Source organism: Ruegeria faecimaris (assembly GCF_900182615.1).
GTDB classification, from domain to species: domain Bacteria; phylum Pseudomonadota; class Alphaproteobacteria; order Rhodobacterales; family Rhodobacteraceae; genus Ruegeria; species Ruegeria faecimaris.
This window is the reverse complement of sequence record NZ_FXTE01000003.1, coordinates 126,603-151,237: the sequence shown is the minus strand read 5'-3', so window position 1 is coordinate 151,237 and position 24,635 is coordinate 126,603. Positions and strand designations below refer to the sequence as shown.

21 protein-coding genes are annotated in these 24,635 nt (G+C 56.0%); 6 read left to right on the top strand and 15 right to left on the bottom strand.

What is annotated here, in order from left to right; all coding sequences use genetic code 11:
- Positions 1 to 29: 29 nt before the first annotated feature.
- Together FN806_RS08930 and FN806_RS08925 are read left to right on the top strand one after the other, a co-directional pair.
- A complete protein-coding gene (locus FN806_RS08930; RefSeq protein ID WP_221929479.1) occupies positions 30 to 1,001 on the top strand; it encodes an ATP-grasp domain-containing protein in 972 nt (323 codons plus the stop codon).
- Complete coding sequence (locus FN806_RS08925; RefSeq protein ID WP_142636235.1) at positions 1,001 to 1,657, top strand: HAD family hydrolase; 657 nt, start codon at positions 1,001 to 1,003, stop codon at positions 1,655 to 1,657. The genes FN806_RS08930 and FN806_RS08925 overlap by 1 nt, the downstream gene beginning before the upstream one ends.
- On the opposite strand, the gene FN806_RS08920 is transcribed toward FN806_RS08925, so the two are convergent.
- The 10 genes from FN806_RS08920 to FN806_RS08875 all read right to left on the bottom strand — a co-directional run bounded on the left by FN806_RS08920 (position 1,632) and on the right by FN806_RS08875 (position 13,288).
- Positions 1,632 to 2,750: a glycosyltransferase family 4 protein gene (locus FN806_RS08920; protein ID WP_142636233.1), complete on the bottom strand. Its 1,119-nt coding sequence runs from the start codon at positions 2,748 to 2,750 to the stop codon at positions 1,632 to 1,634. The two genes, FN806_RS08925 and FN806_RS08920, sit on opposite strands and share 26 nt — an antisense overlap.
- 3 nt (positions 2,751 to 2,753) lie before the next feature.
- Positions 2,754 to 3,773, bottom strand: coding sequence for a glycosyltransferase family 2 protein (locus FN806_RS08915; protein ID WP_185956666.1), 1,020 nt, complete (start codon positions 3,771 to 3,773; stop codon positions 2,754 to 2,756).
- Complete coding sequence (locus FN806_RS08910; protein WP_142636231.1) at positions 3,734 to 4,681, bottom strand: NAD-dependent epimerase/dehydratase family protein; 948 nt, start codon at positions 4,679 to 4,681, stop codon at positions 3,734 to 3,736. The genes FN806_RS08915 and FN806_RS08910 overlap by 40 nt, the downstream gene beginning before the upstream one ends.
- 10 nt (positions 4,682 to 4,691) lie before the next feature.
- Positions 4,692 to 5,936, bottom strand: coding sequence for a class I SAM-dependent methyltransferase (locus FN806_RS08905; protein WP_142636229.1), 1,245 nt, complete (start codon positions 5,934 to 5,936; stop codon positions 4,692 to 4,694).
- On the bottom strand, positions 5,936 to 7,138 hold the full coding sequence (locus tag FN806_RS08900; RefSeq protein WP_142636227.1) for a DegT/DnrJ/EryC1/StrS family aminotransferase: 1,203 nt from the start codon (positions 7,136 to 7,138) through the stop codon (positions 5,936 to 5,938). Before FN806_RS08900 ends, FN806_RS08905 begins: the two co-directional genes overlap by 1 nt.
- Positions 7,139 to 7,162: 24 nt before the next feature.
- On the bottom strand, positions 7,163 to 8,296 hold the full coding sequence (gene rfbG, locus FN806_RS08895; RefSeq protein WP_142636225.1) for a CDP-glucose 4,6-dehydratase: 1,134 nt from the start codon (positions 8,294 to 8,296) through the stop codon (positions 7,163 to 7,165).
- Positions 8,297 to 8,304: 8 nt separating this feature from the next.
- Complete coding sequence (gene rfbF, locus FN806_RS08890; RefSeq protein ID WP_142636222.1) at positions 8,305 to 9,114, bottom strand: glucose-1-phosphate cytidylyltransferase; 810 nt, start codon at positions 9,112 to 9,114, stop codon at positions 8,305 to 8,307.
- A gap of 96 nt (positions 9,115 to 9,210) precedes the next feature.
- Entirely contained in the window at positions 9,211 to 10,845 is a 1,635-nt protein-coding gene (locus FN806_RS08885) for a hypothetical protein (protein ID WP_142636220.1), read from the bottom strand.
- A 1-nt stretch (position 10,846) separates the two neighbouring features.
- Positions 10,847 to 11,269, bottom strand: coding sequence for a GtrA family protein (locus tag FN806_RS08880; RefSeq protein ID WP_142636218.1), 423 nt, complete (start codon positions 11,267 to 11,269; stop codon positions 10,847 to 10,849).
- Positions 11,270 to 11,353: 84 nt separating this feature from the next.
- Positions 11,354 to 13,288, bottom strand: coding sequence for a polysaccharide biosynthesis protein (locus FN806_RS08875; RefSeq protein ID WP_185956665.1), 1,935 nt, complete (start codon positions 13,286 to 13,288; stop codon positions 11,354 to 11,356).
- A gap of 1,020 nt (positions 13,289 to 14,308) precedes the next feature.
- Here FN806_RS08875 and FN806_RS08870 point away from each other — a divergent pair.
- The 3 genes from FN806_RS08870 to FN806_RS08860 are packed head-to-tail and all read left to right on the top strand — an operon-like array spanning position 14,309 to position 16,517.
- Complete coding sequence (locus FN806_RS08870; RefSeq protein ID WP_142636214.1) at positions 14,309 to 14,914, top strand: sugar transferase; 606 nt, start codon at positions 14,309 to 14,311, stop codon at positions 14,912 to 14,914.
- Entirely contained in the window at positions 14,911 to 15,825 is a 915-nt protein-coding gene (locus FN806_RS08865) for a methionyl-tRNA formyltransferase (protein ID WP_142636212.1), read from the top strand. Before FN806_RS08870 ends, FN806_RS08865 begins: the two co-directional genes overlap by 4 nt.
- A complete protein-coding gene (locus FN806_RS08860; RefSeq protein ID WP_142636210.1) occupies positions 15,822 to 16,517 on the top strand; it encodes a PIG-L deacetylase family protein in 696 nt (231 codons plus the stop codon). Before FN806_RS08865 ends, FN806_RS08860 begins: the two co-directional genes overlap by 4 nt.
- A 31-nt stretch (positions 16,518 to 16,548) precedes the next feature.
- Here FN806_RS08860 and asnB read toward each other — a convergent pair whose 3' ends face one another.
- The 3 genes from asnB to FN806_RS08845 form a co-directional block, all read right to left on the bottom strand.
- Complete coding sequence (gene asnB, locus FN806_RS08855) at positions 16,549 to 18,498, bottom strand: asparagine synthase (glutamine-hydrolyzing) (RefSeq protein WP_142636208.1); 1,950 nt, start codon at positions 18,496 to 18,498, stop codon at positions 16,549 to 16,551.
- A 3-nt stretch (positions 18,499 to 18,501) separates the two neighbouring features.
- A complete protein-coding gene (locus tag FN806_RS08850) occupies positions 18,502 to 19,632 on the bottom strand; it encodes a glycosyltransferase (RefSeq protein ID WP_142636206.1) in 1,131 nt (376 codons plus the stop codon).
- A 93-nt stretch (positions 19,633 to 19,725) separates the two neighbouring features.
- Positions 19,726 to 20,889: a DegT/DnrJ/EryC1/StrS family aminotransferase gene (locus FN806_RS08845; RefSeq protein WP_142636204.1), complete on the bottom strand. Its 1,164-nt coding sequence runs from the start codon at positions 20,887 to 20,889 to the stop codon at positions 19,726 to 19,728.
- A gap of 425 nt (positions 20,890 to 21,314) precedes the next feature.
- Here FN806_RS08845 and FN806_RS08840 point away from each other — a divergent pair, with 425 nt between their 5' ends.
- Positions 21,315 to 22,547: a glycosyltransferase family 4 protein gene (locus tag FN806_RS08840; protein ID WP_142636202.1), complete on the top strand. Its 1,233-nt coding sequence runs from the start codon at positions 21,315 to 21,317 to the stop codon at positions 22,545 to 22,547.
- 24 nt (positions 22,548 to 22,571) lie between these two features.
- Here FN806_RS08840 and FN806_RS08835 read toward each other — a convergent pair whose 3' ends face one another.
- Both FN806_RS08835 and FN806_RS08830 read right to left on the bottom strand, forming a co-directional pair.
- Complete coding sequence (locus FN806_RS08835) at positions 22,572 to 23,408, bottom strand: sulfotransferase family protein (protein WP_142636200.1); 837 nt, start codon at positions 23,406 to 23,408, stop codon at positions 22,572 to 22,574.
- 33 nt (positions 23,409 to 23,441) lie between these two features.
- Entirely contained in the window at positions 23,442 to 24,605 is a 1,164-nt protein-coding gene (locus FN806_RS08830; RefSeq protein ID WP_185956663.1) for a glycosyltransferase family 4 protein, read from the bottom strand.
- Positions 24,606 to 24,635 lie beyond the last annotated feature (30 nt).

Genomic DNA, 24,635 nt, shown 5'->3' with positions numbered 1-24,635 from the left:
ATAATTGTTTATGAATTGGTGAGTTTTCGATGGCGCGAAAATGTCTGGCAATCCTGATTACGTCGGCGGGTCGCCGTGTTGGCCTGCTGCAATGCTTCAGGGCGGCTGCGGAACGTCTGGATGTTGACCTGACCATCATCGCCTGCGACCTGAACCCAGATGAAAGCGCGGCTTGCGCGCTTGCCGATCACGCCGCCGCCGTGCCGCGATGTGACAGCCCCGACTATGCAACCTCGATCCTCGAGATTGTGCGTCAACACGGAGTCAGCTTGGTGATCCCCACAATCGACCCGGAACTGATGCCCCTGGCACAGGCCGCGCCCGCCTTTGCCAATCTGGGCGCGCGAGTCCATGTCTCGCCGGTGAACGTGATTGAGGTTGTCCGGGACAAGCGCCTGACAATCCAGAAACTGTCCGAAGCCGGGGTTCCTGTTCCGCGCACATTGGATCATCAGGAATTGCTAGAGCGGCCACAGGACATCAGTTGGCCCATCTTTGCAAAGCCAAGTGGCGGCAGTGCAAGCCGGGGGCTGGATGTATTCGAAACCCTCGCTGATGTCCCCTCTGAATTCCCCGAACCGATGATCTTTCAGGACAAGCTGAACGGACCGGAATACACAATCAACATGTTTGTAGATGCCTCGGGTCAGCTCTGCACTGTGATCCCGCATCTGCGCATTCAAATTCGCGCCGGTGAGGTTGAAAAGGGTGAAACCAGGCGACGCAATGATCTGCAAACCATCGCCGAAGGCATTGCACAGGCCCTGCCCGATCTGCGCGGTGTCGCCTGTTTTCAGATCATCGATGACCCAGAACATGGCCCCGCAGTGCTTGAGATCAATGCGCGTTTCGGGGGTGGCTACCCTCTGGCCGATCATGCGGGCGCACAGTTCGCACAGTGGCTTTTGGAAGAGGTTGCCGAATTACCGTCAACCGCCAATAACAACTGGCGCGATGGTGTGAAAATGATGCGATATGACAGTGCGGTGTATCAGGGCTGATGCTGGTATTTGATCTGGACGACACCCTGTATCTGGAGCGAGATTTTGCCTTTAGCGGCTATAACTGGCTGAACGGTTGGGTCCACGAAAAAACCGGCACTGAAGGGTTCGGACAACGGTGTCAGGCCGCGTACAATGAGGGGGAAAGACGACGCATATTCAATGTGGCTTGCGCGCAGACCGGCCTTGATGCGACCGATTCTTTCATACAGGACCTGATCAGCAAATACCGATCACACCCGCCCCTCATTTCGCTGTGCGAAGACGCCGAGCGGTTTTTGACAAACGCAGATCAGCCGATGGGGTTGATCACCGACGGGCCCGAAAAGATGCAGCGCAACAAGATCGCCGCGCTGGATCTGGACCGCTTTATTGCGCATATCCGCCCGACCGGCGCCTGGCCGGATGGCTACGGGAAACCGCATCCCCGCGCCTATGAAGAGATGGAATTGGCCGCGCAAAACCCGCGCAGAATGGTCTATGTCGCGGACAATCCGGCCAAGGATTTTATCACCCCGAATGCCCGAGGCTGGCGGACGGTTCAAATCCTCCGGCCCGGAGCGGTTCATGATCCTATTCCACCCAGTACCCAGCATACCGCATATGCCACGGTCACCAGCTTAGACCAGCTTACAGAAGTTCTGTCAGACCTTTAGCCGTGCCGGCTTTGGCAGCAACTCCGATTTGCACATTGGCAATCAAAGAATCCCAGTCCGACAGGACGTGCTGCGGTTCCAGCCATTCCCTGTTATGGCGCGCATTCTGACGCATTTTATGCAGTAAGGCATCATCCTTTGACAGGCTGAAAATCGCCTTGGTCAGACCGGCAACATCCTCGGCCGGAACAAGCAATCCGTTTTCCCTGTCGCGGATCAATTCCCGTGGCCCATAGGCGCAATCGAACGATATGACCGGCAGACCTGTGACCGTGGCCTCGGCAACTACATTCGGGAACCCTTCAAAGCGAGACGGGAATACAAGAATATCCGCGTCTTGCATCCAGTCTCCGGGTTTTGGGCTGGCGCCGGGCAATGATACTACATCCGATAAATTCGCAGCAGAGATCTGCTGTTCCAACGCGTCGCGCTCTGGGCCCTCGCCAAAGATCGTCAACCGGATGTCTGGGTTGTCGCGCAGCACTTCGGGCATTGCCCGCAGCAGCATATCGAACCCCTTTTGACGATCCAAACGCCCGACAGCCACAAGCCGGGTCTGTCCGGACCCGATGTGGATCCCCCCCAGCGGAGCACATGGATTGGGGATTACACTGGCCTTTGGGATCAGGTCCGCAGGCAAATCCAAACGCGCACGTTCGGTCTGCATGACAATTCCGGACGCCCCCCGCGCAAGCCTGTTCACCGCTTTCAGCCACATGGGATTTCCGCTTTGGACCAGTGGATTGTTCCGCTCGGAAATTACAACCGGCACCCCGGTTCCACGCGCGGCCAACATGGTCAGCACATTCACCTTGGTCAGAAACGAGATGATCAGATCGGGACGCACAGCCCGGATGACCTTGCGAATATGCAAGTAGCGCCGTGCCTGCGTCAGTCGCCGCGAAATCTTTAGCGGCTGAATCATGTGCAAATGCGCGCACTCAGGATAGGCGAAGTAGGAACCAGAATCCTCTGTCGCCATCCCGGCGACGTGAACCTCGTCCCCGGCCGAGATCCGATGCGCGGCGATCATTGCGGCTATCTTTTCCGCACCGCCTGCTCCGAACCCAGCTTGCACCAATAATAGTTTCATTTTTCACTCAGCGGCGCTTTTTACACGATCAGCTTGCTGTACCAGATCCAGAGTTTCCGGACGGTTCAACTCTTGTTCGACAATGGGTCGGTTCAAGTCTTTGGACTGCAGGAAAATCCGCCCAATATATTCGCCCATTATTCCCAGGAACATCGCATTCAAGGTCATCGACAGCAGCAACAGGATGGTGGTCGTGGCAAAACCGCCCGGCCAGTTCTGGCCAAAGAACAGCTTGCCGATCACATATCCGATCATCAGCAAAAACGTCCCTGTGCCAACCGTCAGACTGATCATCGAGGCAAGGCGCAAGGGCAGAAGCGAGTGGTTGATCAACCCGTCGACAGCAAGCGACAGCATGGCCCGAAACGGAAATTTCGACTCGCCAGCGGTGCGCGCATTGCGATCATATTCAAAGCCGATCTGGCGGAAACCCATCCCACTGATTAACCCGCGAACATAAGGAGAGCGATCATCGACCCGGCGCAGCTCGTCCAGAATACGCCGGTCAGTCAGCCGAAACTCGCCCGCATTTCTCGGCAAATCATCATTGCTGATCATGTCGATCAACGCATAAAAGCCGCGCCGCGCGGCAGCGACGATGGGTCCGTCCGGCAGGCTACGGCGAATGCCGTAAACCACGTGATATCCCTGCCGCCAGGTATCCAGCATCTGCGGGATCAGCTCGGGCGGGTCCTGCATGTCGCAATCCAGTTGGATCGAACAGGCCCCGTTTGCGGATCGATAGGCCGTCAGAACTGATGACTGATATCCCATATTGCGGGCAAACCGGATAACCCGGACACGGGGATCAGCAGCAGCAATATCCGACAGGATTTCAAATGTACGATCCGTGGAATGGTTGTCAGTGAAAATGATCTCGGGCTCATAAGAGGGCAGATCGTCAAACACTTTGGTCACACGTTCATAGGCCGTGCGAACGTTATCTTCTTCGTTCAAAGCGGGGATCAGGATTGAAACCAAAGTCACGCGTTCATCTCCGCTTGTTGTGACTGTTTTGTCCATTGAACCGTCCTTTCAAGGCCTTCACGCAAAGCGATTTTTGCCGACCAGCCATAACGTTCCGCCATCTGTGAAGGATCCGAAACCAACAATATCGGGTCATACTTCGGCGGCGCAGAGGAAACCATATCCGGAGCTGCTCCGGTCAACACCTGCAACTCTCTTGCGACCGCGGCCATATCCGGAGCATCGCCGGTGACAACATTAATGACCGACCCCGCCTTGTCCGGCGCGTCAGCAATCAGAAGCAGCGCTTCGACTATGTCGTCAATATGTATCAGATCACGCCGATCATGTGGACGATGAAGGAAAACCGGGGCTTTCCGCAACAGGCGGCCAATGGCATGGGGTATGAAGAAATCTTCTGACTGTCCGGGACCATAGGTCAGCGCCAACCGAGCCGTAACAGCCTTGAACGGCAGCCGGGGCTGAGCCATTTCAATATATTGCGTTCCGGCCACCAGAGAGGCGCCATAGGAATTTCGCGGGTTCTCTCGCGAAGTTTCGACATAGGGCAGCTTGATATCACCATATTCCGCAATGGATCCGGTGCGCACAAACGCATCGGGCGGCTGATCACAGATGGCCAAAGCGGACAGGATCGCAACCAGCGTCGAGAGATTTTGCAAAATACTGGCATTCAGATCTGCCAGGTCATCAGTCTCGGCAAATTTTGTCTGCGCGGCGGTGTGCAGAACTACCTGGGGTCGGAACGCATTCGCGACGCGTTTGATCGCGGCAACATCCGAATAACCATCAGTGAAAACGCGGATTCCCGAAGCACCTTGCAAACGGTCCAGAGAGGAACCCGGCCGCGTAAGCACAGCGACCTCATCGCCCCGGACCAAACAGGCCCGAGCCAGATGAGAGCCGATGAATCCGCTGGCTCCGGTGATCAGTACGCGCGTCATTGTTTTCCCTTCAGGGAATAACTACTGGCATTGGCAAAGGCACGATGAACTTGCCGCCAGCGGCTTCGAAATCAGCCATCTGCTCGCGGATTTCATCAAAGAAATTCCAAGCCAAAACCAGCAGGTAATCAGGTTTGCGTTCCATGACCGCTTCGGGTGCCAGAACAGGAATAAGCTTACCGGGCGAATACAGGCCCTGCTTTAACGTGTTCCGATCAACCAGAAAATCCAGCGTTTCCGTGCCGATATCAAAATAGTTCAGCAACGTGTTGCCCTTGGCGGGCGCGCCGTAGCCAGCGATCGTTTTACCCGATGCCTTGAGGTCGGCCAGCATGGAAACAAGGCTTTCCTGCATCGCGTGAACACGCTCGGCAAATGCTTCGTATGCCTCTTTGTTGGTCATGCCCGCGGCATCTTCGTCAGCCAGCATATCAGCAACAATCGGCGCCGGGGTTTTGTTCAGCGCGGCGGGTTGCATGAACACGCGCATCGAACCGCCATGAACCGGCAGTTTTGTGACATCCACTACATCGAGCCCAACGGACTGGCCCAGCTTGACGACGGACAGAAGGCTCAGTTCAGAGACATGTTCGTGATAGACATTGTCGAACTCGTTGGTCTCGAGGATCATCTTGCCCCAAGGCACTTCGATGATGAAGACGCCGTCATCTGTCAAGAGGTCCAGAACACCTTCGGTAAAGCCGTGCAGATCGTCTATATGGTTGAAGGTATTGGTCGTCGTGATGACGCTGGCCGGCCCTTCGGTTTCACGAATCTGCTGCGCAGTGGCGCGGTTGAAAAAGTCCACATGGACCCGAACGCCCCGTTCGCCGGCAATCTTGGCAAGGTTGGCCGCCGGGTCGATGCCCAATGTGCGCCCGCCCTGATCGTTGGCATGGGACAGCATCAGCCCGTCATTACAACCGATATCAATGATCAACCCACCTTGCGCACGCTCTACCGCGACCGAGGCGAGTTCGGCGAAATGCGTGTGCATTGTTGCCGCACCGGACGGGACATAAAGATAGTCCGTAAAGAAATCAGCAGGCACCTGATCTGCAACCTGGATCAAGCCACAATCCAAACAGGCCTGAGTATTCAGCGGGAAAGCCGGTTGCGGAACATCCTTTTGCTCGGGCCGTGCGAACATATTGGCGGGCGGGTGATCGCCCATCGGCAGCACAAGCATAAGGTTGGTAGACCGGCAGGTACGGCAGGTCGTGCGAACAGACGTATTGATGCTTTGATCGTTCATCAGACCAGTGCTCCTTGGAATTTCAATGCAAATTCTTCAAATTTTGCATGCATATAATCGATTTGCGCTTGTATCAGACCATGGTGACAAGCCAGCAGGATACCCCCGCGCATAACCGCATCGGAATTGGGATAGCCCGCGGGATCTGCTCGGTATTCTACTTGCTTCATGGCAGGCTGACGCAGAATGTTTCCGGTAAAGACAGGCCGAGTTTGAATGTCTGAAGTCTCAAGGAATATCTGCATCTCGCGCCGCGTGAATGGGGCACCTTCGCGCAATGTCAGCGGGAAGGCCAGCCACCCGGTGCGCGAGTTCGGCAGTTGTTCAGGCAGGATGAACCAGTCTTCATAGCGGGCAAAAAAGGCGCGATGAGCAGCGAAGGCCTCTTCGCGCACGCGGATGTTGTTGTCCAGTTTGCTCAGCTGCACCAACCCGAATGCCGCGCTGATTTCCGAAGGTTCAACGTTATAGCCAAGATCCTCGAACAGAAATTTGGCATCATACTCGATCCCGTCCAGTTTGACGTTGAACCGGTTCTCGATGGCCTCGGATTCCACAAACAGCGAGGACGACCGCCCCCAGGACCTCAGCAAAAGCGCCTTGCGGCCAAGCTCTTCGTCATTCACGCACAACATGCCGCCATTCCCGGCGCCATTGATGACGTGGCTGCCGTAAAAGCTGGTGGTAGAGACGTCGGAATAGACGCCCGTGCTTGTACCGTCGATGGTTGCGCCCAGCGTGTCAGCGCTGTCTTCAATTACCTTCAGACCATGCGCATCGGCCAGCTCGCGGATACGGCGCCAATCTGGCAGGTTTCCGATCAGTGACGGGATCATGACGGCAGATGTATTTGGCGTAATCATGCGTTCGATCGCGTCTACGTCGATATTATAGGTCCCGACCGCGGCATCCACAAAGGTCGGGATCAGGCCCTGACGGACAAGCGGAGCAACCGTCGTGGCAAAAGTCAGGGCCGGAGTGATAACTTCGCTGCCCTTTGGCAAGTCCAGAATCTCGACCGCGAGATAGTTCGCCGATGACCCCGAGTTCACCATGATGCCGTGGCGTTTGGAAAACAAAGCAGCCACTTTTTCCTGCATCTCGCGCACTTTGGGGCCCATCTGGGTGGACGTTTTCAGAACTTCGACAACCGCGTCGATCTCTTCCTGGCCATGCACGGTTTGACCGTAATTCACTCGCATTATTCTTTTCTCCTCAATAACTCGCTATTGCGCGGCGACCGGAGCCCGGTCGAAATCCCGTGAAGACATCAGGTCACTGTAGAACCCGATCTGATTGTTTGTGATCCCACCCATCTCCGCACCGGCGGCATGGGCCTTGTACCAGTCTACTGTCAGGCGAACGGCTTCGGGCAATGTCAGTTGCGGACGCCAACCCAATCCCGTTTGCGCCTTAGTGCTGTCCAGTCGAAGAATACCTGCCTCATGCGGCGCGGCAGATGTCTGTTCAGCAGACGCCATCGAAAACTGCGGGGCCCCGTCGCCCCAGGCATCCTGCATCAAGGTTGCCAACTGCCGGACATCCACCGTCCCCGACACATCAGGGCCAAAATTCCAGGCGCCAGCAAAGCTTTGCCCATCCCGATACATTCGCGCGGCCAAGGCCAGATAGCCCGACAGCGGTTCAAGAACATGCTGCCAGGGGCGCACGCTGAGCGGGTTGCGGATAACCACCGGTTCGCCCGCCTCGGATGCGCGGATCACGTCGGGGATCAGCCGGTCTTCGCCCCAGTCGCCCCCGCCGAATACATTCCCGGCCCGGACTGTTGCCAGTTGCGGCCCATCCGCTGATGAAAAGAAGGAATGACCATAAGATTGCGCCACAAGCTCAGTACAGCCTTTCGAGGCGCTATACGGGTCCCTGCCGCCCATCGGATCGTTTTCGCGATAGCCCCAGGTCCATTCCTTGTTGTCGTAACATTTGTCACTGGTGACAACGACCACCGCCTTCAACGAGCGCATCCCCAAAGCGGCATCCAGAACATGGGCCGTTCCAGATACATTGGTCGCAAAGGTTTCGGCAGGATCCCTGTAAGACCGGCGCACCAAAGGCTGTGCAGCCATGTGGAACACGATTTCAGCGTCCACGCCTGACAGCGTATCCAGCACCGCCTGACGATCGCGGATATCCGCGATCCGGCTGTCGGTCAGCCCGTCAACACCGCAGGCGTCAAAGAAGCTGTGCCCCTTTTCGGCCGGCAGTGACAGGCCGGTGACCTCTGCACCCAGACGCCGCAGCCAGGCACATATCCACCCGCCCTTGAATCCGGTATGCCCGGTCACAAGAACACGGCGGCCGGCAAAAACGCCGTCAAACTGGGAATTAACCTGCCCGCTCACGGTTCACCTCATATCGCCAGAGCTGGGTAGCTCTTGCCCGAACCTTCGTTGAAATTAAGCCAGGGCGGCGTTTCACCTTCGCACAGACCGTCCAGCGTATTCCTGTCGCGCAGAGTGTCCATCGGATGCCAAAACCCATCGTGGCGATAGGCCATCAGCTCTCCGTCGCGGGCCATCTGGGTCAGCGGGGTCTGCTCCAGCGGCTCATTGTCATCAACCATATAGTCCAAGACGCCCGGCTCGAAGACGAAGAAGCCGCCATTGATCCAGGTTTCGCGATTGCGGACCTTTTCTGTGAAGGCGTCAACCCTGTCGCCCTTGAGCTCGATGTTACCAAACCGCGCCGGGGGCTGAACCGCAGTTACGGTCGCCAGCTTGCCGTGTGATTTGTGGAAATCAATCAGTGCATTGATGTCGATATTTCCCACGCCGTCCGAATAGGTGCACATGAACGGCTCATCAGGAGTCAGCCAATCCTTGAGCCGACGGATACGACCACTGGTCATGGTATGCGCACCGGTGTCGACCACTGACACATTCCACCCGCCCGGAGCAGAAGGGACCAGTTGCAATTCCCCAGTGTCCAACGATACCGATATATTGTTGGCGATCAGGTGATAATTGGCAAAGAACTGCTTCAGCAGCAATGCTTTGTACCCGGCAGCCACAACAAAATCACGATGTCCGAAATGGCTGTAGATATCCATCACGCGTGCGATGATCGGACGCCCGCCCACTTCAACCATGGGCTTGGGAATGGAAACCGTTTCTTCGGCCAGACGCGAGCCTAGTCCACCAGCCAGAAGTACCGTTTTCATTGTCTATCCTTCCTTTATTCGATCAATAGAATTGATGGTCATGTGAATGGGCCCGCCCAGGAAAAATATAGGCAGGTTGAGTCGCGCAGGCACTGGTCATTGTTCAGCCCCTGCAGCTTTCAAGTATACCACACCTTGGCCGTAGCGGTTGTTCAGACCTGATAATTCGACTGGGCGGTAGTTGTTTGCCCGCGCATAGCTCAACAATGGGGCTTCCAGAACGGAATCGTATCCAAGCAGGAAAGCCGAAGGCGGGTTATCTGCAAACAGGGCCGGTAAGTCGTTGGCGCCTGCCATCACGTATTTGCCGGCAAGTTCCGGATCCGTGAAGGGTGCAATTCGGTAAGCGAATGGCCCCGTTGCAAATTCTGGATAAACGCTCAGGCCCGCCTCAAGCGGATAGATCGGCAGCAAAGTCGCGACCGGACCATCAGGCAGTGCACTGCCTGCCACCGCATCCCGAAGGACAGCACCGGAACCGGCAAAACGGGCCGAGGTGAACTTCGAAGGCTCTGTCAGCGAGACCAGGCCCATCCCGATACGCGGGAGTCCCAGGATGACCATCAAGACAATACCTGCCGCAAGCACAGGCACTGCCTCGTGCCGCCGTGGCGGGTCAAGCCGACGAAACAGAACCGCGAGCAGCAGAGGCAGACAGACCAGAGGCTGGATATAATATTGCGGAAAACCGGGCGTTGGGACAAAAGCCATTGAGGCAGTCAGGATAATGATCGCCAGAACAACACCACCATGCCGCAGTTGCGAGGGCTGCATTTCGTCGACACGCGCACCACCACGCAGGATAATCCAAAGCACGGACAGAATGGCCATAACCATCACCAGGCCCACTCCGGCCACCCATGCCGAATGGGCCAGCATCAACTTGCCCGACAATCTCAGGGCCAGCCCCGGTTCTGTTGCGGCGTTGGCCTCCCAATAGGCGACATGTGGTCCGGTGTGAAACCCCAAGACATGCGCCAGAAAGACGCCCGGATCAGCGAGCAGGAAGGCAAACAGGGGCAAGGCCGCGATCAACCCTCCGATCAGCAGCGGCAGGACCACGGCTTTCAGTCGTCGTGCCATCGAAACATCCGCAGGCAACAAGAATGCGGCAAGAGCAATCGGCGGAATAAAAAGTACCGCACTGACCTTCATCCCCGCCGCAATAGACAATGCGACGCCCGATAGGACCAGCGTCAAAAATCGCGGCGCGGGCTTTGACGTCTCGATCAAAAACAGGCCAAGCCCGATGACCGCAAATGGCAGTGGCAACAGATTGTTGGTTGCGGCCATACCGGCACCGGTCAGAAACAGCTCGCATGTCACAATGCCGATAATTGAAAAGACAGCGAGAACCGGTGATCCCGACAAGCGCAGCGTTACCCAGCCAGTCGCCGCGATCAATCCAAGCCAGGCCAGAAACAGGCCGATCCGAGCGGACCCCAACAGGCCAAACTCATCGAACAGAATGCCGGACCCAAGGTAATACCACGCCGAATAAGGGACGTGATTGTAGAAGAAGTCCGAATAAAGCTCCCACTCTCCGAGCAAACGCGCCGGAGGGACGAACATCAGCTCATCCCGGCGCAGATCATAGGTCATCAGGCGGCCGAACAAACCGGCAATCAGCAACACAAGCCCCAGACCAGCGGTCACGATCCCGAGCATAGCACCCATGCGCGTACTTGACGGGGTGGTGCCCTTAAAGCTTGATATTCTCGCATCGCTCATCTCAGCCCCTCCGATCCATTGCCTGACCCCGGCCAAGCGCACGCGAAATCATGAGGTAAGACAATATGACAACGGGCCCCAACGCGACCGCCTGTGCCAGATAGGGATCAAGCCCAACCTGCATCAAACCGCGCAAAAGCAGCGCATTCACAAAATACAGCACGACATAAGACATCGCATATAGCGGGAAACGGCGGTACCCCTGCACGCCAAAGACAAACCGGGCGTGGATACAAAAATTCCAGATCACACCCAAAATAAACTGAAGCAGAAGCGCAAGCTGTGGATGCATGCCCGCAAAAATCAAAAGGGCAAACACGCTATAGCCAAACGCCGTGTTTATCAGGCCGGCCCAGAGAAACCGTACCACCTGCGCACGTTCTTCTGACGGCGCAAAAGCCGAGCGTATATTAAGCCTCGCCATCAAATGTTGGCCCTTTCGGCGGAAATATTAAACACAGAAACCAAATTCGGCAAAATAACCGACACCAGAAAAAACAATGCTAAATCAGCTGCCAGCGGGCAGCAGTTCCGGGTTTTCTCCTTCAGACTGACTGACCGCATTTGCTGCGTTTGTGCCAGCGCTTTTGAAAATGGGCTTGGATGAAAACTCCGAGATCGGAACCGGACGCAGGCCATTTGCACCATACCCAGGCACGAGCTCTTTCAGCAGGCGCTTGGCTGCCAGTTCGTCACCTTCTGCCGCAGCCTGTTCCAGTTTCCGGATCATGGCGCGCAGGCGGGCGACGGGAATGCCCTCGGGCCGCGCGGATCCGACGCCCGGAATGCCACATTCGTGGCGCTTCTCAGACGCATCAAACAATTCCTCGAACAGCTTTTCGCCTGGACGAATTCCAATGAATTCGATGTCGATATCCTCATAAGGCTTTAGCCCGGCAAGGCGGATCATCCGTTCAGCCAAATCCACGATCTTGACCGGCCGACCCATATCCAGAACGAAAATCTCTCCGTGGCTGCTTTCCATTTTCAACCCGCTTGCGGCCGCAACCAGAGTCAGTTGCACGGCCTCACGGATGGTCATGAAGTACCGTTCCATCCGGGGATCAGTCACGGTCAGCGGACCACCGTTCGAGATTTGACGTTGAAACAGCGGGATCAGCGAGCCCGACGACCCCAGAACATTGCCAAACCGCACCGAGAAGAACCGGGTTTCTTCCTCGGTTCCGTTGGTTACACGGTCCTGCGCCTGAACGTAGAACTCAGCAACGCGCTTGGTTGCACCCATCACATTGGTGGTGTTTACAGCCTTGTCCGTGGAAACCTGTACCATCGCGATGGCACCATAGTTCCGGGCCGCATCCGCGACGTTACGGGTTCCGATCACATTGGTCAAAACGCCCTCGCAGGGATTCATCTCAACCATCGGAACATGCTTCAGCGCTGCGGCATTGAATACCAGCTCGGGGCGATGACGTTCAAAGATGTCATTCACACGCGACGCATTGCGAATGCTTGCGATATACATCCGCCGGGGAACATCTGGAAAGTTCTGCGACAAATCCATGTCGATGGAATAGGCGTTGAACTCGCAATGGTCGATCATCACCAGTTCCGCCGGATCGAAAGAGGCTATCTGACGTGCCAGTTCGCTACCGATCGAACCACCGGCACCGGTCACCAATACGCGGCGCCCACGGAACATCTCGCGCAACATCGAGCGTTCGACAGCTTTTTGTGGCCGCTCGAGAATTTCCTCCGGGTTGATAATACAACCGTTGGCCGCATCCTGGCCTTCTTCCCCAAGACCCGGCACGCGTGAGACAGCGATACCGTTGGATTCACACCAGCTGGTCAGCTTGCGGATGCCGTCACTTTCAAAATGCGTGATCGGTTCGGTCAGGAACAAGCGTCTGGGCAAATGATCCCAGGCTTTAAGCCGCTCGACCACGCGATCGGCATCCAGAAGAGATCCGATAATCTGAACATCGTGGAAATACAGCCCCATGGTATTGCGCGCATCGTCAATAATGCCCACCGGCTGATACTTGGAATGCGTATTCCGCAAAGACCTGACAAATAGATCACAACTTGCACCCGTGCCAACCAAAAGCACCGGAACCTTGTCCTGATGTTCGGCCATCAACCGCGCATTCTGGCGATTCAGCTCACGGCTACGGGCAACTACACGCAGGGCACTGAGCAGAAGGATCATCAAGCCAAGCTGAATAATGAAGGCCGCGAAGGGTACAGCCTTGGTCACTTCGAAAACTGCACTGGCAGCCATGAGGCACAGGACCAACATTGTCGATCCCCGCAGGATCAGACGAATGTCTCGCAGTGATGTCGAGCGTGTGTGGCGCCGGTACATGCCCGCAAGCGGGAAAACCGCCAGTCCAATCAGGCTGGACAAGAGCATCAGCGGGAACATGGCTGGCGCCATCTGTTGCGCTACCGTTCCACCATTCGCAAGATTGATTGCCACTACGGCTGAGAAAGACGAAGCAACAATGTCTCCAAAGACTAATCGATGATTGGCACGCAACTCACTAACAATCTGCGTTTGCCAGCAATGAAAACCCGAAACCATTTACCTCACCCCTTTATCTCATCACCGGCTCAATTCCGGTCGAGAATTACTCGTACATCGTTACCCAACAGGGTCCTGCAGCATCAAAACATTGCCACAGCTCCCAACTGATCACTCACAGACCGCTTTCAGCTGTCCTATATAAACCAAAGGCTCGCGATCAGATGATCAACCGAAAGCCTTGTACCCGTATCTTTGTTTTGCCCCCTTCACTTGAGCTTGTCTCAATCGCCCAAGTTGAACACACTCACTTCACTCGTTAATAATAATAATTCGCGCAAGTAACAAAATTGTTCCTCTGGTTCGCCGGTTAGCGCAATTTCTTCAATCTCCTTCAACGCTAACATACGTTTCCGCGCCCTCAAAAGTAATTTCTTCACACTTCATTAACGAATTGCAGCGTTTTCTGAAGTACTCTTTGACTGATATTTTGCTGAGGGTTGCAGAATTTCCTCCCTGTTTCGGCTGACTTGAGCGCCGATTGACCTAGCGTAAACAAGAGAAATGCTAATCTCACGGGGAAAATTACAGTCATTTTCTCAATCCGATGAAATCTTCGGGGGCCGCTGTCCGGGTCTCAATATTGCCCAATCGATCCACAATAAGCCCCTATCGGGGCATTGTGAACCAAGACGCAACAAAGATGACAACTCCTTTCGGCCAATCCTCTAATGAGTCGCAGGCCGGTTTTCCTGACAAAGGCTTTGTGAACTTGGCGCATGCTTGGAAAAATTTCCGCATAGTCAGGGTGCCGGTCAGCTCTGCCGCTTGAATCGAGAATCGATTTGGGATCAACTCAGCCCAGACTTCGTATCAGTGCGCCGGAACTTGGATCCGGCCAACAGGATGATCCGGAGAGATGTTGGTTCTTGGTTTGATATTCGTAGTTTTCAGCTACAGTTCTTGGGTTTGAATATGAACAGATTTCTCGAAATACTGTGTTGCCTGATCGCGGGCACGATCGCGCTGCCCTTTTTTCTGGCGGGTTGTGTGATTGTGCTGTTTTCGGTCGGGCGACCTTTGTTTTTTGGCCAACGGCGGGCAGGCTGCAACGGGCGCGTCTTTCGCATCTGGAAGCTGAGAACAATGTCCGACACACGCGATCAAAGCGGGGCTTTGCTGCCAGATTCGGAACGTCAGACAAAAACCACCAAGCTTCTGCGCCGCGTAAGGCTGGATGAGATGCCCCAGCTTGTGATCATCTTGCGCGGAGATATGGCCCTTGTTGGCCCCCGTCCCCTGCTTCCCGAAACCATCGAAGAGTTTGGAGACAATGGGCGGGTGCGCTGCACGGTTCGGCCCGGTCTGACAGGGTGGGCTCAGGTCAGCGGCAATACCGCGCTTTCAAATGACGAGAAGCTAAAGCTGGATCTATGGTATGTCGCGCACCGGTCACTGTCGCTTGATCTGAAGATATTGTTCGAAACCATTATGGTAGCCTTGGCCGGAGAGCATAAACGCCCTGACCGAATTCAGGCCGCAGACAACTGGCTGGACAGCCGAAAGGAGACACCTGCATGAAGACGGTATTTGTGGGGGCGGTCGAAGGATCGCATGTCGCCTTATCCGCCATATGTGCCCGAGGGTTTGTACCGGATTTGGTGGTGACACTACCGCCGGACTTGTCCCACCGGCACTCTGATTTTGCAGATCTCAAACCCACTGCAGATCGGTATGATATTCCTGTCCACTATACGGCCAAAAGTGACTCGGCCGGAACAATCAAAACCATTCAAGCCGTAAAACCTGATCTGATACTGGTCATCGGGTGGTCTCAGATATGCGGGCCGGAATTTCGAGCCCAGGCAAAGATCGGATGCGTCGGGTTTCACCCATCCGCACTGCCCCGTCTGCGCGGACGCGGTGTGATCCCCTGGACTGTCATATTGGGCGAAACCGATGTAGGCGCGTCATTGTTCTGGCTTGGCGAAGGGGCCGATGACGGCCCGATTGCGGCGCAAGCTCGATATGCGGTCGATCCCGACACGGTAACAGCGCGCGAGCTGTATGACCGGGCGCTTCAGGCCCTGACGCAGCTGCTGCCTCAGCTTTTGACACAAATCTCCGAAGGTGACATCCCGGCGGCGCCGCAACCGGAAACCGGGATCAGCCTTTGTGCGCGGCGGCGGCCCGAGGACGGCCTGATCGACTGGACCAGACCGGCGGCAGAGATTAACCGGTTGATACGCGCAGTCGGGCCGCCCTATCCCGGCGCTTACACGTATTCTGCATCCGGTGAGAAGTTGGTCCTGCTGGGTGTACAGAACACCGCCCTGCAGGGCTACTATATCGGCCTGCCTGGTCAGATACAGGCCATCGAAGGAAACCGGTTTACGGTCGCCTGTGGGGATGGGAAATGTCTGGACATCATAAACTGGACCGGCGCCGATGCGCCGCCCGATCTGCACTCAAAGCTCAGGAATTCCGAATGACAGCGCTGACACCTTTTGACGGACAGGACGGACCGGTACTTGTGGTTGCTCCGCACCCGGATGATGAAGTCCTTGGGGCTGGCGGCACCATCGCACGACTGGCAGATGCAGGTCGCGCAGTCCATATCGCGATTGTCACAACGGGTCGGTCGCCCCGGTTCAGCACGGAACAGATCGCCAATGTACAGGCCGAAGCCAGGGCCGCACATGAGCATCTTGGTGTGACGCATACGCATTGGTTGGATTTCCCTGCCGCTGAACTGGCTGAGCACCCCCATGGTGACCTGAACGCAGGTCTGGGAACACTGATCCGCGATCTCGACCCAAGTGTCATCCTGGCGCCGCATCCCGGCGACATCCATCTGGACCACCAGTTGAGTTTCCTTTCGACTTTGGTGGCAAGCCGACCTTATCAGGACAAATACCCGACGACGATCGCGGCCTATGAGACGCTTTCCGAGACAAATTGGAACGCGCCATATCTGACGCCGCCATTCGTGCCGAACATGTTTGTGGACATTTCGGATACATTGGAGCGTAAACTGGAAGCCTTCCAGCTATTTGCAAGCCAGGTCAAACAGCCCCCGCACGAGCGTTCGGTTCAGAGCTTGAAAGCGTTGGCAACATTGCGTGGCGCGACGGTTCACCGGGCCGCGGCTGAGGGCTTTGTCTTGGTCAGGTCAGTTATCTGACTGACCTGGTCGCAAAATCGCCAAGCTGTGATCAGCGCATCCACGCTTCGGACCATAGTTGGAACATAAAGACCGTCCACAGCTGAGCACCCCAGTTGCGTTTGCCTGATTGGTGCTCGGCCCAGCATTTTTCCAGCGCTGCCTTGTCCACGAAACCCTCAAGCCCGTTCCCATCCAGAAGAATGCTGGAAACACGGGACTTTAGGGGCCCGCGCAGCCAAGCGTTGAGCGGTATACCAAACCCGCGTTTGGGCCGGTCGTACAGCGATTGCGGGACCCGCTTTTTCAAAAGCTCGCGCAATGCCACCTTGCCAACCTTCCCATCGCACCGAAGCGATGCCGAAGAGCGCCAGGCGGCGGTGACAACGCGGTAGTCCAACAACGGCGCGCGCATCTCAAGGCCCACCGACATCGAAGTGCGGTCGGCCTTCACCAGAATATCATCCGGCAAATAATAGAGCGAATCCAACAACATCATGCTGTCCAACTGGCTCAACCCTGCGGGCAAATCATGCGTTCCGATCTCATTGCCCAGCGGGATGCCGGACTTTCCAAGCATACCGGAGGACCAGATCGAAAACTGGGCCTGATAGCGGCACTGGAACTCTCGTCCCTGCAGAACCGGCGCAAGCTTGGCCAGACGGTCGGCGCTCAGATCATCGCGCATGCTGCGCGGGGCGAATGGCCTTAGGACTGGCACCAGAGCGGCAAGAACCGATTGCGGCGCCTGCGACAGGGCTTGAATTGCCAGGTCGGGCATCTTGCCCTTCAGGCGCTCAAAGGCCTGCATCCGAACATATCGGGCATAGCCACCAAACGACTCGTCACCGCCGTCGCCGGACATGACGACTTTAAGCTGCTGGCGCGCCAGTTGCGAAACCAGCAGGGTTGGTAGTTGCGACGGGTCGGCGAAAGGTTCGTCAAACACCTGCGGCAAGCCTTCGATGGCTTGAAACGCCATTTCCGGCGTCGCCGTCACCTCGTGGTAATCCGTCCCAAGATACTCGGCGATGGCTTTTGCATGGTCGGCTTCGTTGGTGTCTTCGTCCTCAAAGCGTACGGTAAAGCTGGGAACCTTCCTGCTGGATTGCTCTTGCATCATCGCGGTGATCAGCGACGAGTCGATGCCACCCGACAGGAAGGTCCCAACCGGCACATCCGCAACCATCCGCTCGCCCACCGCGCGCAGCAGTTCGGATTCGATTTCAGCTATGGCCGTTTTATCGTCAGGATAGGGGTTTGCGCGCGCCTCGGTGACTACGGCCTCGATATCCCAAAACCGCTCGATCCCTTGCAGAAGCGCATCCAACGAGGCCGGTGGGGTGTCAAGTTTGATCTCGACCATAGAGCCCGCAGGTAGTTTCAGGACATTTGGGTAAATCGTGCGCGGCGCAGGAATATATCCCAACCGAAGAAACGATCCTAAGGCTGCGCGGTCCACCTCTGCCGGTCCAAATTCCGGATGCGCGCGCAGTGACTTCAATTCGGACCCAAACAGAACGGTTTTCCCGGCCAGGCCCAGATAGAGAGGTTTTTTGCCAATCCGGTCGCGCGCCAGTGTCACGCTTTGGGTTTTCCGGTCAAACACGGCAATGGCAAACATCCCGTGGACGCGGTCCAGTGTCTTGCGGATACCCCAAAGCTGCATCGCCGCCAGCAAAACTTCGGTATCGGACGTGCCCCTGAAGCTTATGCCCAGATCCTGCAATTCCTGACGCAGTTCCAGATAGCCATAGATCTCTCCATTGAACACAATGGTGAACCGACCATCTGCGGAATCCATCGGCTGGACCCCGGTTTCCGACAGATCAATAATGGCCAGACGCAGATGCCCCAGGGCCACACCCTGATCCGGGTCCACAAACAACCCGGTTCCATCCGGGCCACGGTGTTCAATCGATTGACACATCCTGCCAAGGACGGATGAGGCCTGAGACCGATCAACGGTGCCAAAGTTGATAAATCCGGTGATGCCACACATCGCTCAGATCCCCTTCTGTTCTGGCTGAGAGGCAATCTTATCGGGATCAAGACTGCCGCTCTCCAAAATGTTCCGATACTGCGCGGCAATGCGGTCAAGCTGGTAGGTACTGGCCACAATCGCCCGGGCTTTTTCTCTTTTTTCCAGATACTCTGGGGCCGACCAATTTGCGGCATGGACCAAAGCGTCTGCCAGCAATTCCGCGTTGCGGGGCGGTACGATCAATCCGCAGTCGCGAATGATCACCACCGCATCACCCACATCCGTCGACACAACGGGGTGGCCATAGCTCATCGCTTCGACAATGACATTCGGAAACCCTTCGGTTCGGGATGAAAGCACCAGCGCATCAATCCGTTTGTAGAATGCAGCCATATCATGCAGGTCGCCGCACAGCTCTACATTGTCGGCAGTCAGGTTATAGCGCGCCAGCAATGATTGTACTTCGGAGTTTTCAGGCGACATATTCTCTCCGGCCGCGATGATGCGCAGATCGGGGACTGACAGCAGCGCCAGGGACAGAGCCTGAAAAAGGGTTTCGTGATCCTTCTGTGGATGAAACCGCGCCGCAATCCCGAAAACCCTGGGCGGATCGTTCCGCACCAATTTCACTTGCGGCATGACCAGACCGTTCGGAATGACGCAAGACCGCGCAGCAGCAAACCCGTTCTTCGCGTGCTGATCCAATGCGCGTTGCGAGTTATAAATGATCCCTGCACACCTGCCCGACAAACGCCGACACAGATCAACGGCAATCCGCGTGCTGCGCGTGAATGAGCTGGTATCGTCCAAAGCCTGCCTCACCGTCCAGTAAATTGGCACCTTTCGACCTGATATCCAGCTGGCAATCAGCCCGATGACCATCGCATGGTACATCCAGCACAGAACCACCTGCGGTTTATACTGACGGATAAGACGCGATATCTGCAATATCGCGCGGGGCATGGACGACAGTGATCTGGCATTCAATCCGATCAGAACGGCGTTTGGATTTGCACATTGGCTTTTGATCCTGTCCGAAACCTCCGTCAGCGACACCACCAATACCCGATCCCCGGATTTGGCAACCAGCCGAGCCAGCATCGCCTGGGCCCCGCCCTGACCGGAAAAATCGGTGATGACATGCATGATCATCCGTTCAACACCCGAAACTCACTAACCTGATCCGGCGGCACATGCCGGGTCGGAACCTTCAGACACGCCCCTGGATGCGGCGGTGTGAACTGCCTATGCACGCGCCCGATCTCCGATTTCGCGTACAAATTCGGCCAGTCCGACAATGTCTTGATTCGACCAGGTCGGATCAACCAGAAAAGCAAGGCTGGTTTCACCAAGCTCTTTCGCCACCGGCAAGGGATCAACCGGGCCAACACCAAGGCGTGCGAACATCTCTTCTCTATATATTTCAGAACAACTGCCCGAGAACACGGGGAAACCCGCCTCAGAAATCTCAGCTATGATGCGATCCCTGCTCCAACCCGAGGCCAGATTCTCAGGTCTTATGAACGCATAAAACCGGTAATAGGCGTGTGTCAGCCCGGCAGGTGGAACAGATACCCGAAACGCAGCGCATCCGGATAGAGCTCCCGCCAAAATCTCGGCATTTCTGGTTCTATGGGCGCGCCACCCGTCCAATTTCGCCAGCTGAATGCGCCCGATGGCGGCGGAAAGCCCGGTCATCCGCAGATTGGTGCCCGGCTGGCCACTATGTAGCCAGCGAAACCCCGGAGGGTGGCTTTTGTTAAACACCTGTTCATAGTTTTTACCGTGATCCTTATAGCTCCAGACCTTGGACCACAGCTCATCATCATTGGTGATCAGCATTCCGCCTTCGCCGCCGGTTGTGATGATTTTATCCTGACAGAAAGAATACGAGCCGCAGGTGCCAAAGGTTCCCACGTGCTGGTCACCGATCATGGCACCATGCGCCTGCGCACAGTCCTCGATCACCCAGAGGTCGCGGCTGCGCGCCAGATCCATGAGACCCGCCATATCCGATGGCCACCCGGCCAGATGGACCGCGATAATCCCCACGGTTCTGTCGGTCAGAACCGGTGCAATCGTTTCTGCGGTGATGTTCTGGCTGTCACGATCCACATCTGCAAATACCGGCTTGCCACCGGCCAGAAGGATCGAACTGGCAGACGCGATAAAGCTACGCGGTGTGACGATAACCTCGTCTCCGGGTCGGATGTTCAACGCCAGCAGCGCGGCGTCCAGAGTGACCGTGCCATTTGCCATGGCGATCGCATGCTGCGCGCCGGTATAGGCGCTGTATTCACGTTCGAATTCTTTGACATCGGGGCCGGTCCAGGCATTCACGCAACCGGATCTTAGCACTGCGCTGACAGCATCAATTTCATCTTCTTCGAAGAATGGCCATTTGGGCATCAGCTGTTTCCCTTCAGATAAGCGGCCAGAGGATAGCCGATGGAAGATGGGCCAAGCCTATTATTGCTCAAATTTAGACAGCAGGATTTCCGGATCATTTCTTTACCTCACGCCAACCCATCCGAGGATGGTCAGGCAAACTCAACAATTAACAAATTTTTGGCGGCAAGCGCCTGAATTGGAAACAAACTCCGCAGGTTCGGAAATATCTTTTTGTGCCGCGGCAGGCAAAACCTGACCTGAATCGATTGCTTATGCAAGGTTCCAGGTCACTTAACGGCGTGATTTTTCAACAATCAGGCCGCAGACAGTCAGAGGTGAAAAATAGGCAACAATCGGCTCTGGTGACAGCGCCGTTGACAGCTTCGGCGACATGGATCAGCATCGCCTCAACCTTGGTTTTTAAAGTTTGAAATGTTTCTTTGATGAGTGATTTTCCCGACACCGCTTCCGGTGCCCAAGCCGTACCTGCCGAACGAGGTTCGACAACTGGCGGACGTCCAAAAGTTCTGTTTGTCGGCAATCTTACGACCTCTTTGACCAATTTTCGTTATGACCTGCTGAAAGAGCTTGCTGAACGCGCAGACGTACTTGCTTGCGCACCAGAAAACGATGCGGCGACCGAAGCAGCCCTTGCCGAGATCGGCGTGACATTTCGGCAAATCCCCATGGCGCGCGCGGGGTTAAATCCATTTCAGGATATGTCCACCCTGTTCACGCTGATCGGGATCTGCCGGGAAATACGGCCCGATATCGTCTTTGCCTATACGATGAAGCCGATCATCTTCAGCGGCCTTGCGGCGCGGGTGACCGGCGTTCGCCGGCGGTTCGCGATGTGTACCGGTTTAGGTTATGTATTTGCGGATGCCGAACTGACCCTGCGCCGAAAAGTGTTGAGAGCGGTGGCGACAGGCCTTTACCGCATCGGATTGAAAGGTGCCGACGAAGTTCTGGTTTACAACTCGGTCGACGCCGAGGAGTTTCGCAGCAGACGTTTGCTGGCACCTCAGGCCGCGCTGTCGATTGTGCCCGGTTCCGGTGTCAATCTCGCCAGATACGCAAAATCCCATCAGCCTACGGATCCACCCGTGTTCCTGATGATCGCACGTTTGCTGCGTGACAAGGGCGTGTTCGAATATGCCGAGGCCGCCCGGCAGCTTAGGGAACAATTCCCTGAAGTTCGCTGTCAGCTTTTGGGCCCGCTGGACGACAACCCGGACTCGGTAAACGCACAGCAGCTCGAAGAATGGGGCCAGCAGGGGCATATCGAGTATCTAGGCGAAACCAAGGATGTTCGGCCATTTCTCAAGGAATGTTCGGTCTTCGTATTGCCCACCGTCTATCGTGAGGGCATCCCCCGCGCCATTCTTGAGGCGATGTCGACAGGGCGCGCCGTCATTACGACCGATGCCCCGGGATGCGCCGATGCGATCAGCGACGGGGAAAACGGGTTTATCGTCCCCAAACGCAATCCAGAGGGGCTGGCGGATGCGATGAGAAAATTCGTTGAAGACCGGAGCCTAATCGAATCCATGGGTCAGGCCGCGCGGGCGCGTGCCGAGCAAGAGTTTGACGTCGCGCGGATCAACACGATCCTGCTACGGAAAATGGGGCTGATCGACAGCGATACCACGCTGCCCTCGACTGCCACCGACTGATCCACACCCATTCTAAGCTGACGTCTAATCCGAGAAACTGCGCCACCCGCGGCTGAGACCCGGATCAATCGCATCAAGCTCGGCAACGTCTGGCCTGTAGAAATCGGCCATTTTATGCGCCAAAGCATCGGGCAATTCAGGGTATTCCACCTGCCGCGCCACCGCTCTGCGAATGGCCTTTAACGGCCCCGTATGCCGGATCGGGTCAAGCAACGGTCGAAGCGGCGCCAGAACCCGCCTCAGAGGCAAGGGCACGATTGGCGTATTTTTGTTTTTGACCCGCTCTTCTAGTGGCGGCTCCACGACGCCGGAATAACCGATGTGATCGGCAACACGGCGTAAGGTTTCAACCGGTTGTGAGATCGTGTTTTCGTAGGCCAGCAACAGAATCTGATCGGTCGGAAACAGATCGTAGAAACGGCGCAGGTGATAGGCATATCTACCATTGTGCAGGAACCTTTCATCACCAGCCTTGTCAGGGTCCAGATACCGATGAATGTCGTCCCCAACAGTGCCCCGGCGATACAGCATACAGTAGTCGGAATAGGCCCTTCGAACCGGATCGCGCATCTGCAGGATCAACCTGACATCAGGATAGTCACGGGCAATCCTTTTGGCCGCCTCTGGATGTGTCAGATAGGTATTGCATTTTTCGCCTACGATACTCTGGTCTGAATATCCCTCGTATTGATCGCGATACCAGACCGCCCCCCGGTCATAATGATCCGAGAAATAGTGCAGCTCGGGATCCGGCATGAAAATTTGCGGTGTAGCCGTCAATGAATTCTGCAACCAAGTGGTCGCACATTTCGCAGCACCGAAAATCAGGAAATCTATTTTTCGTTCGTTCGGCAAACCCATTTTACCCCCAAAACCTTACATTTCGCATCCGGATTACGAAACCAATTCTCGGTACACGTCGGACACTTCGGCCACGTGTTTATCCAACCCAAAATTATCCTGCACATATTGGTATGCAGCCTGTGTTACCTGCTGTCTCAGGCTCGGGCCCTCAATCAGAGAGACGACCGGCTCAACAAAGGCCTCGGGGTCCTGCGGATCTACCAGAAAACCGGTTTTGCCATGATCGATTGCCTCGACATTGCCGCCGTGCCGTGTGGCCACAACGGGCAGCCCAAGGTGCATGGCCTCGATCAAGGTGCGTCCAAATGGCTCGTTCAAGGCCGGCACAAGGGTGGCATCCATGGCGACCATGCACTTTTCAACATCCTGCCGAAAACCCATCATATGAATCTGCGCGCCCATCCCCTGTTCTCGGGCCACGTCCATGGAGCCTGAGTCCAACCCGTCATCGGGATTGAGTACTTTGCCAAACAGCAGGCCATGTACCGGCCTGTCCCCAAACTGTTTCTGAATGGCCACAAGGCTTTGGACAAAATGAACCGGCCGTTTTCGCGGTTCCAGATGGCCAAAATATCCCAAGAGAACTGCATTTTCCGGCGCACCGATTTCGTTCAGGATCATCCGACGCGCCGCGTCTGGATCCGGGCGCTGAATGCTCAGGTCGAAGGGGCTGCGGATGACCTGAAACTTTTTGTCAACCGAGCGTATCGGACGCGAGGGTTTCGAAAAATACGACACGCTTAGGATACGGTTCGAAAACACCGGCGCGACATAGTTAACGCCTACCGCGCGTGGATCCTGCCTGTGGTGCCAGATATGCTTGATCCCCAACCGCCTGGCCGGAAACACCCAATTCACATGCAATCGGCCCTCATTTGTGTGGACGATATCTGGCTTTTTGTCCCGCAAAAACCGGACGAGCTGGCCGTAGGTCCGGGTCCAGTATTCCGGAAAGCCAACATCTGCATCCGTTTTGTTGTTTGGAGGGCCCATAAGCCTGGGGCCCTGCAAAACTTCGACATTCAGACCCAGCGATTGAGCATACTGCCCAACCGACCCAGCTTCGTTGTGGCAAAGGACCAATGGTTCAAACTGATCCCGATCCAGACAGGACGCAAGTTTGAGCGCGGAAACATGACTGCCGCCCAGATCTGCCCAACCTGCAAAGGGAAATAAAACGCGTATCTTTTTCATTCTGGCCTGCCGCCTTTTTGGCTCAGCGCC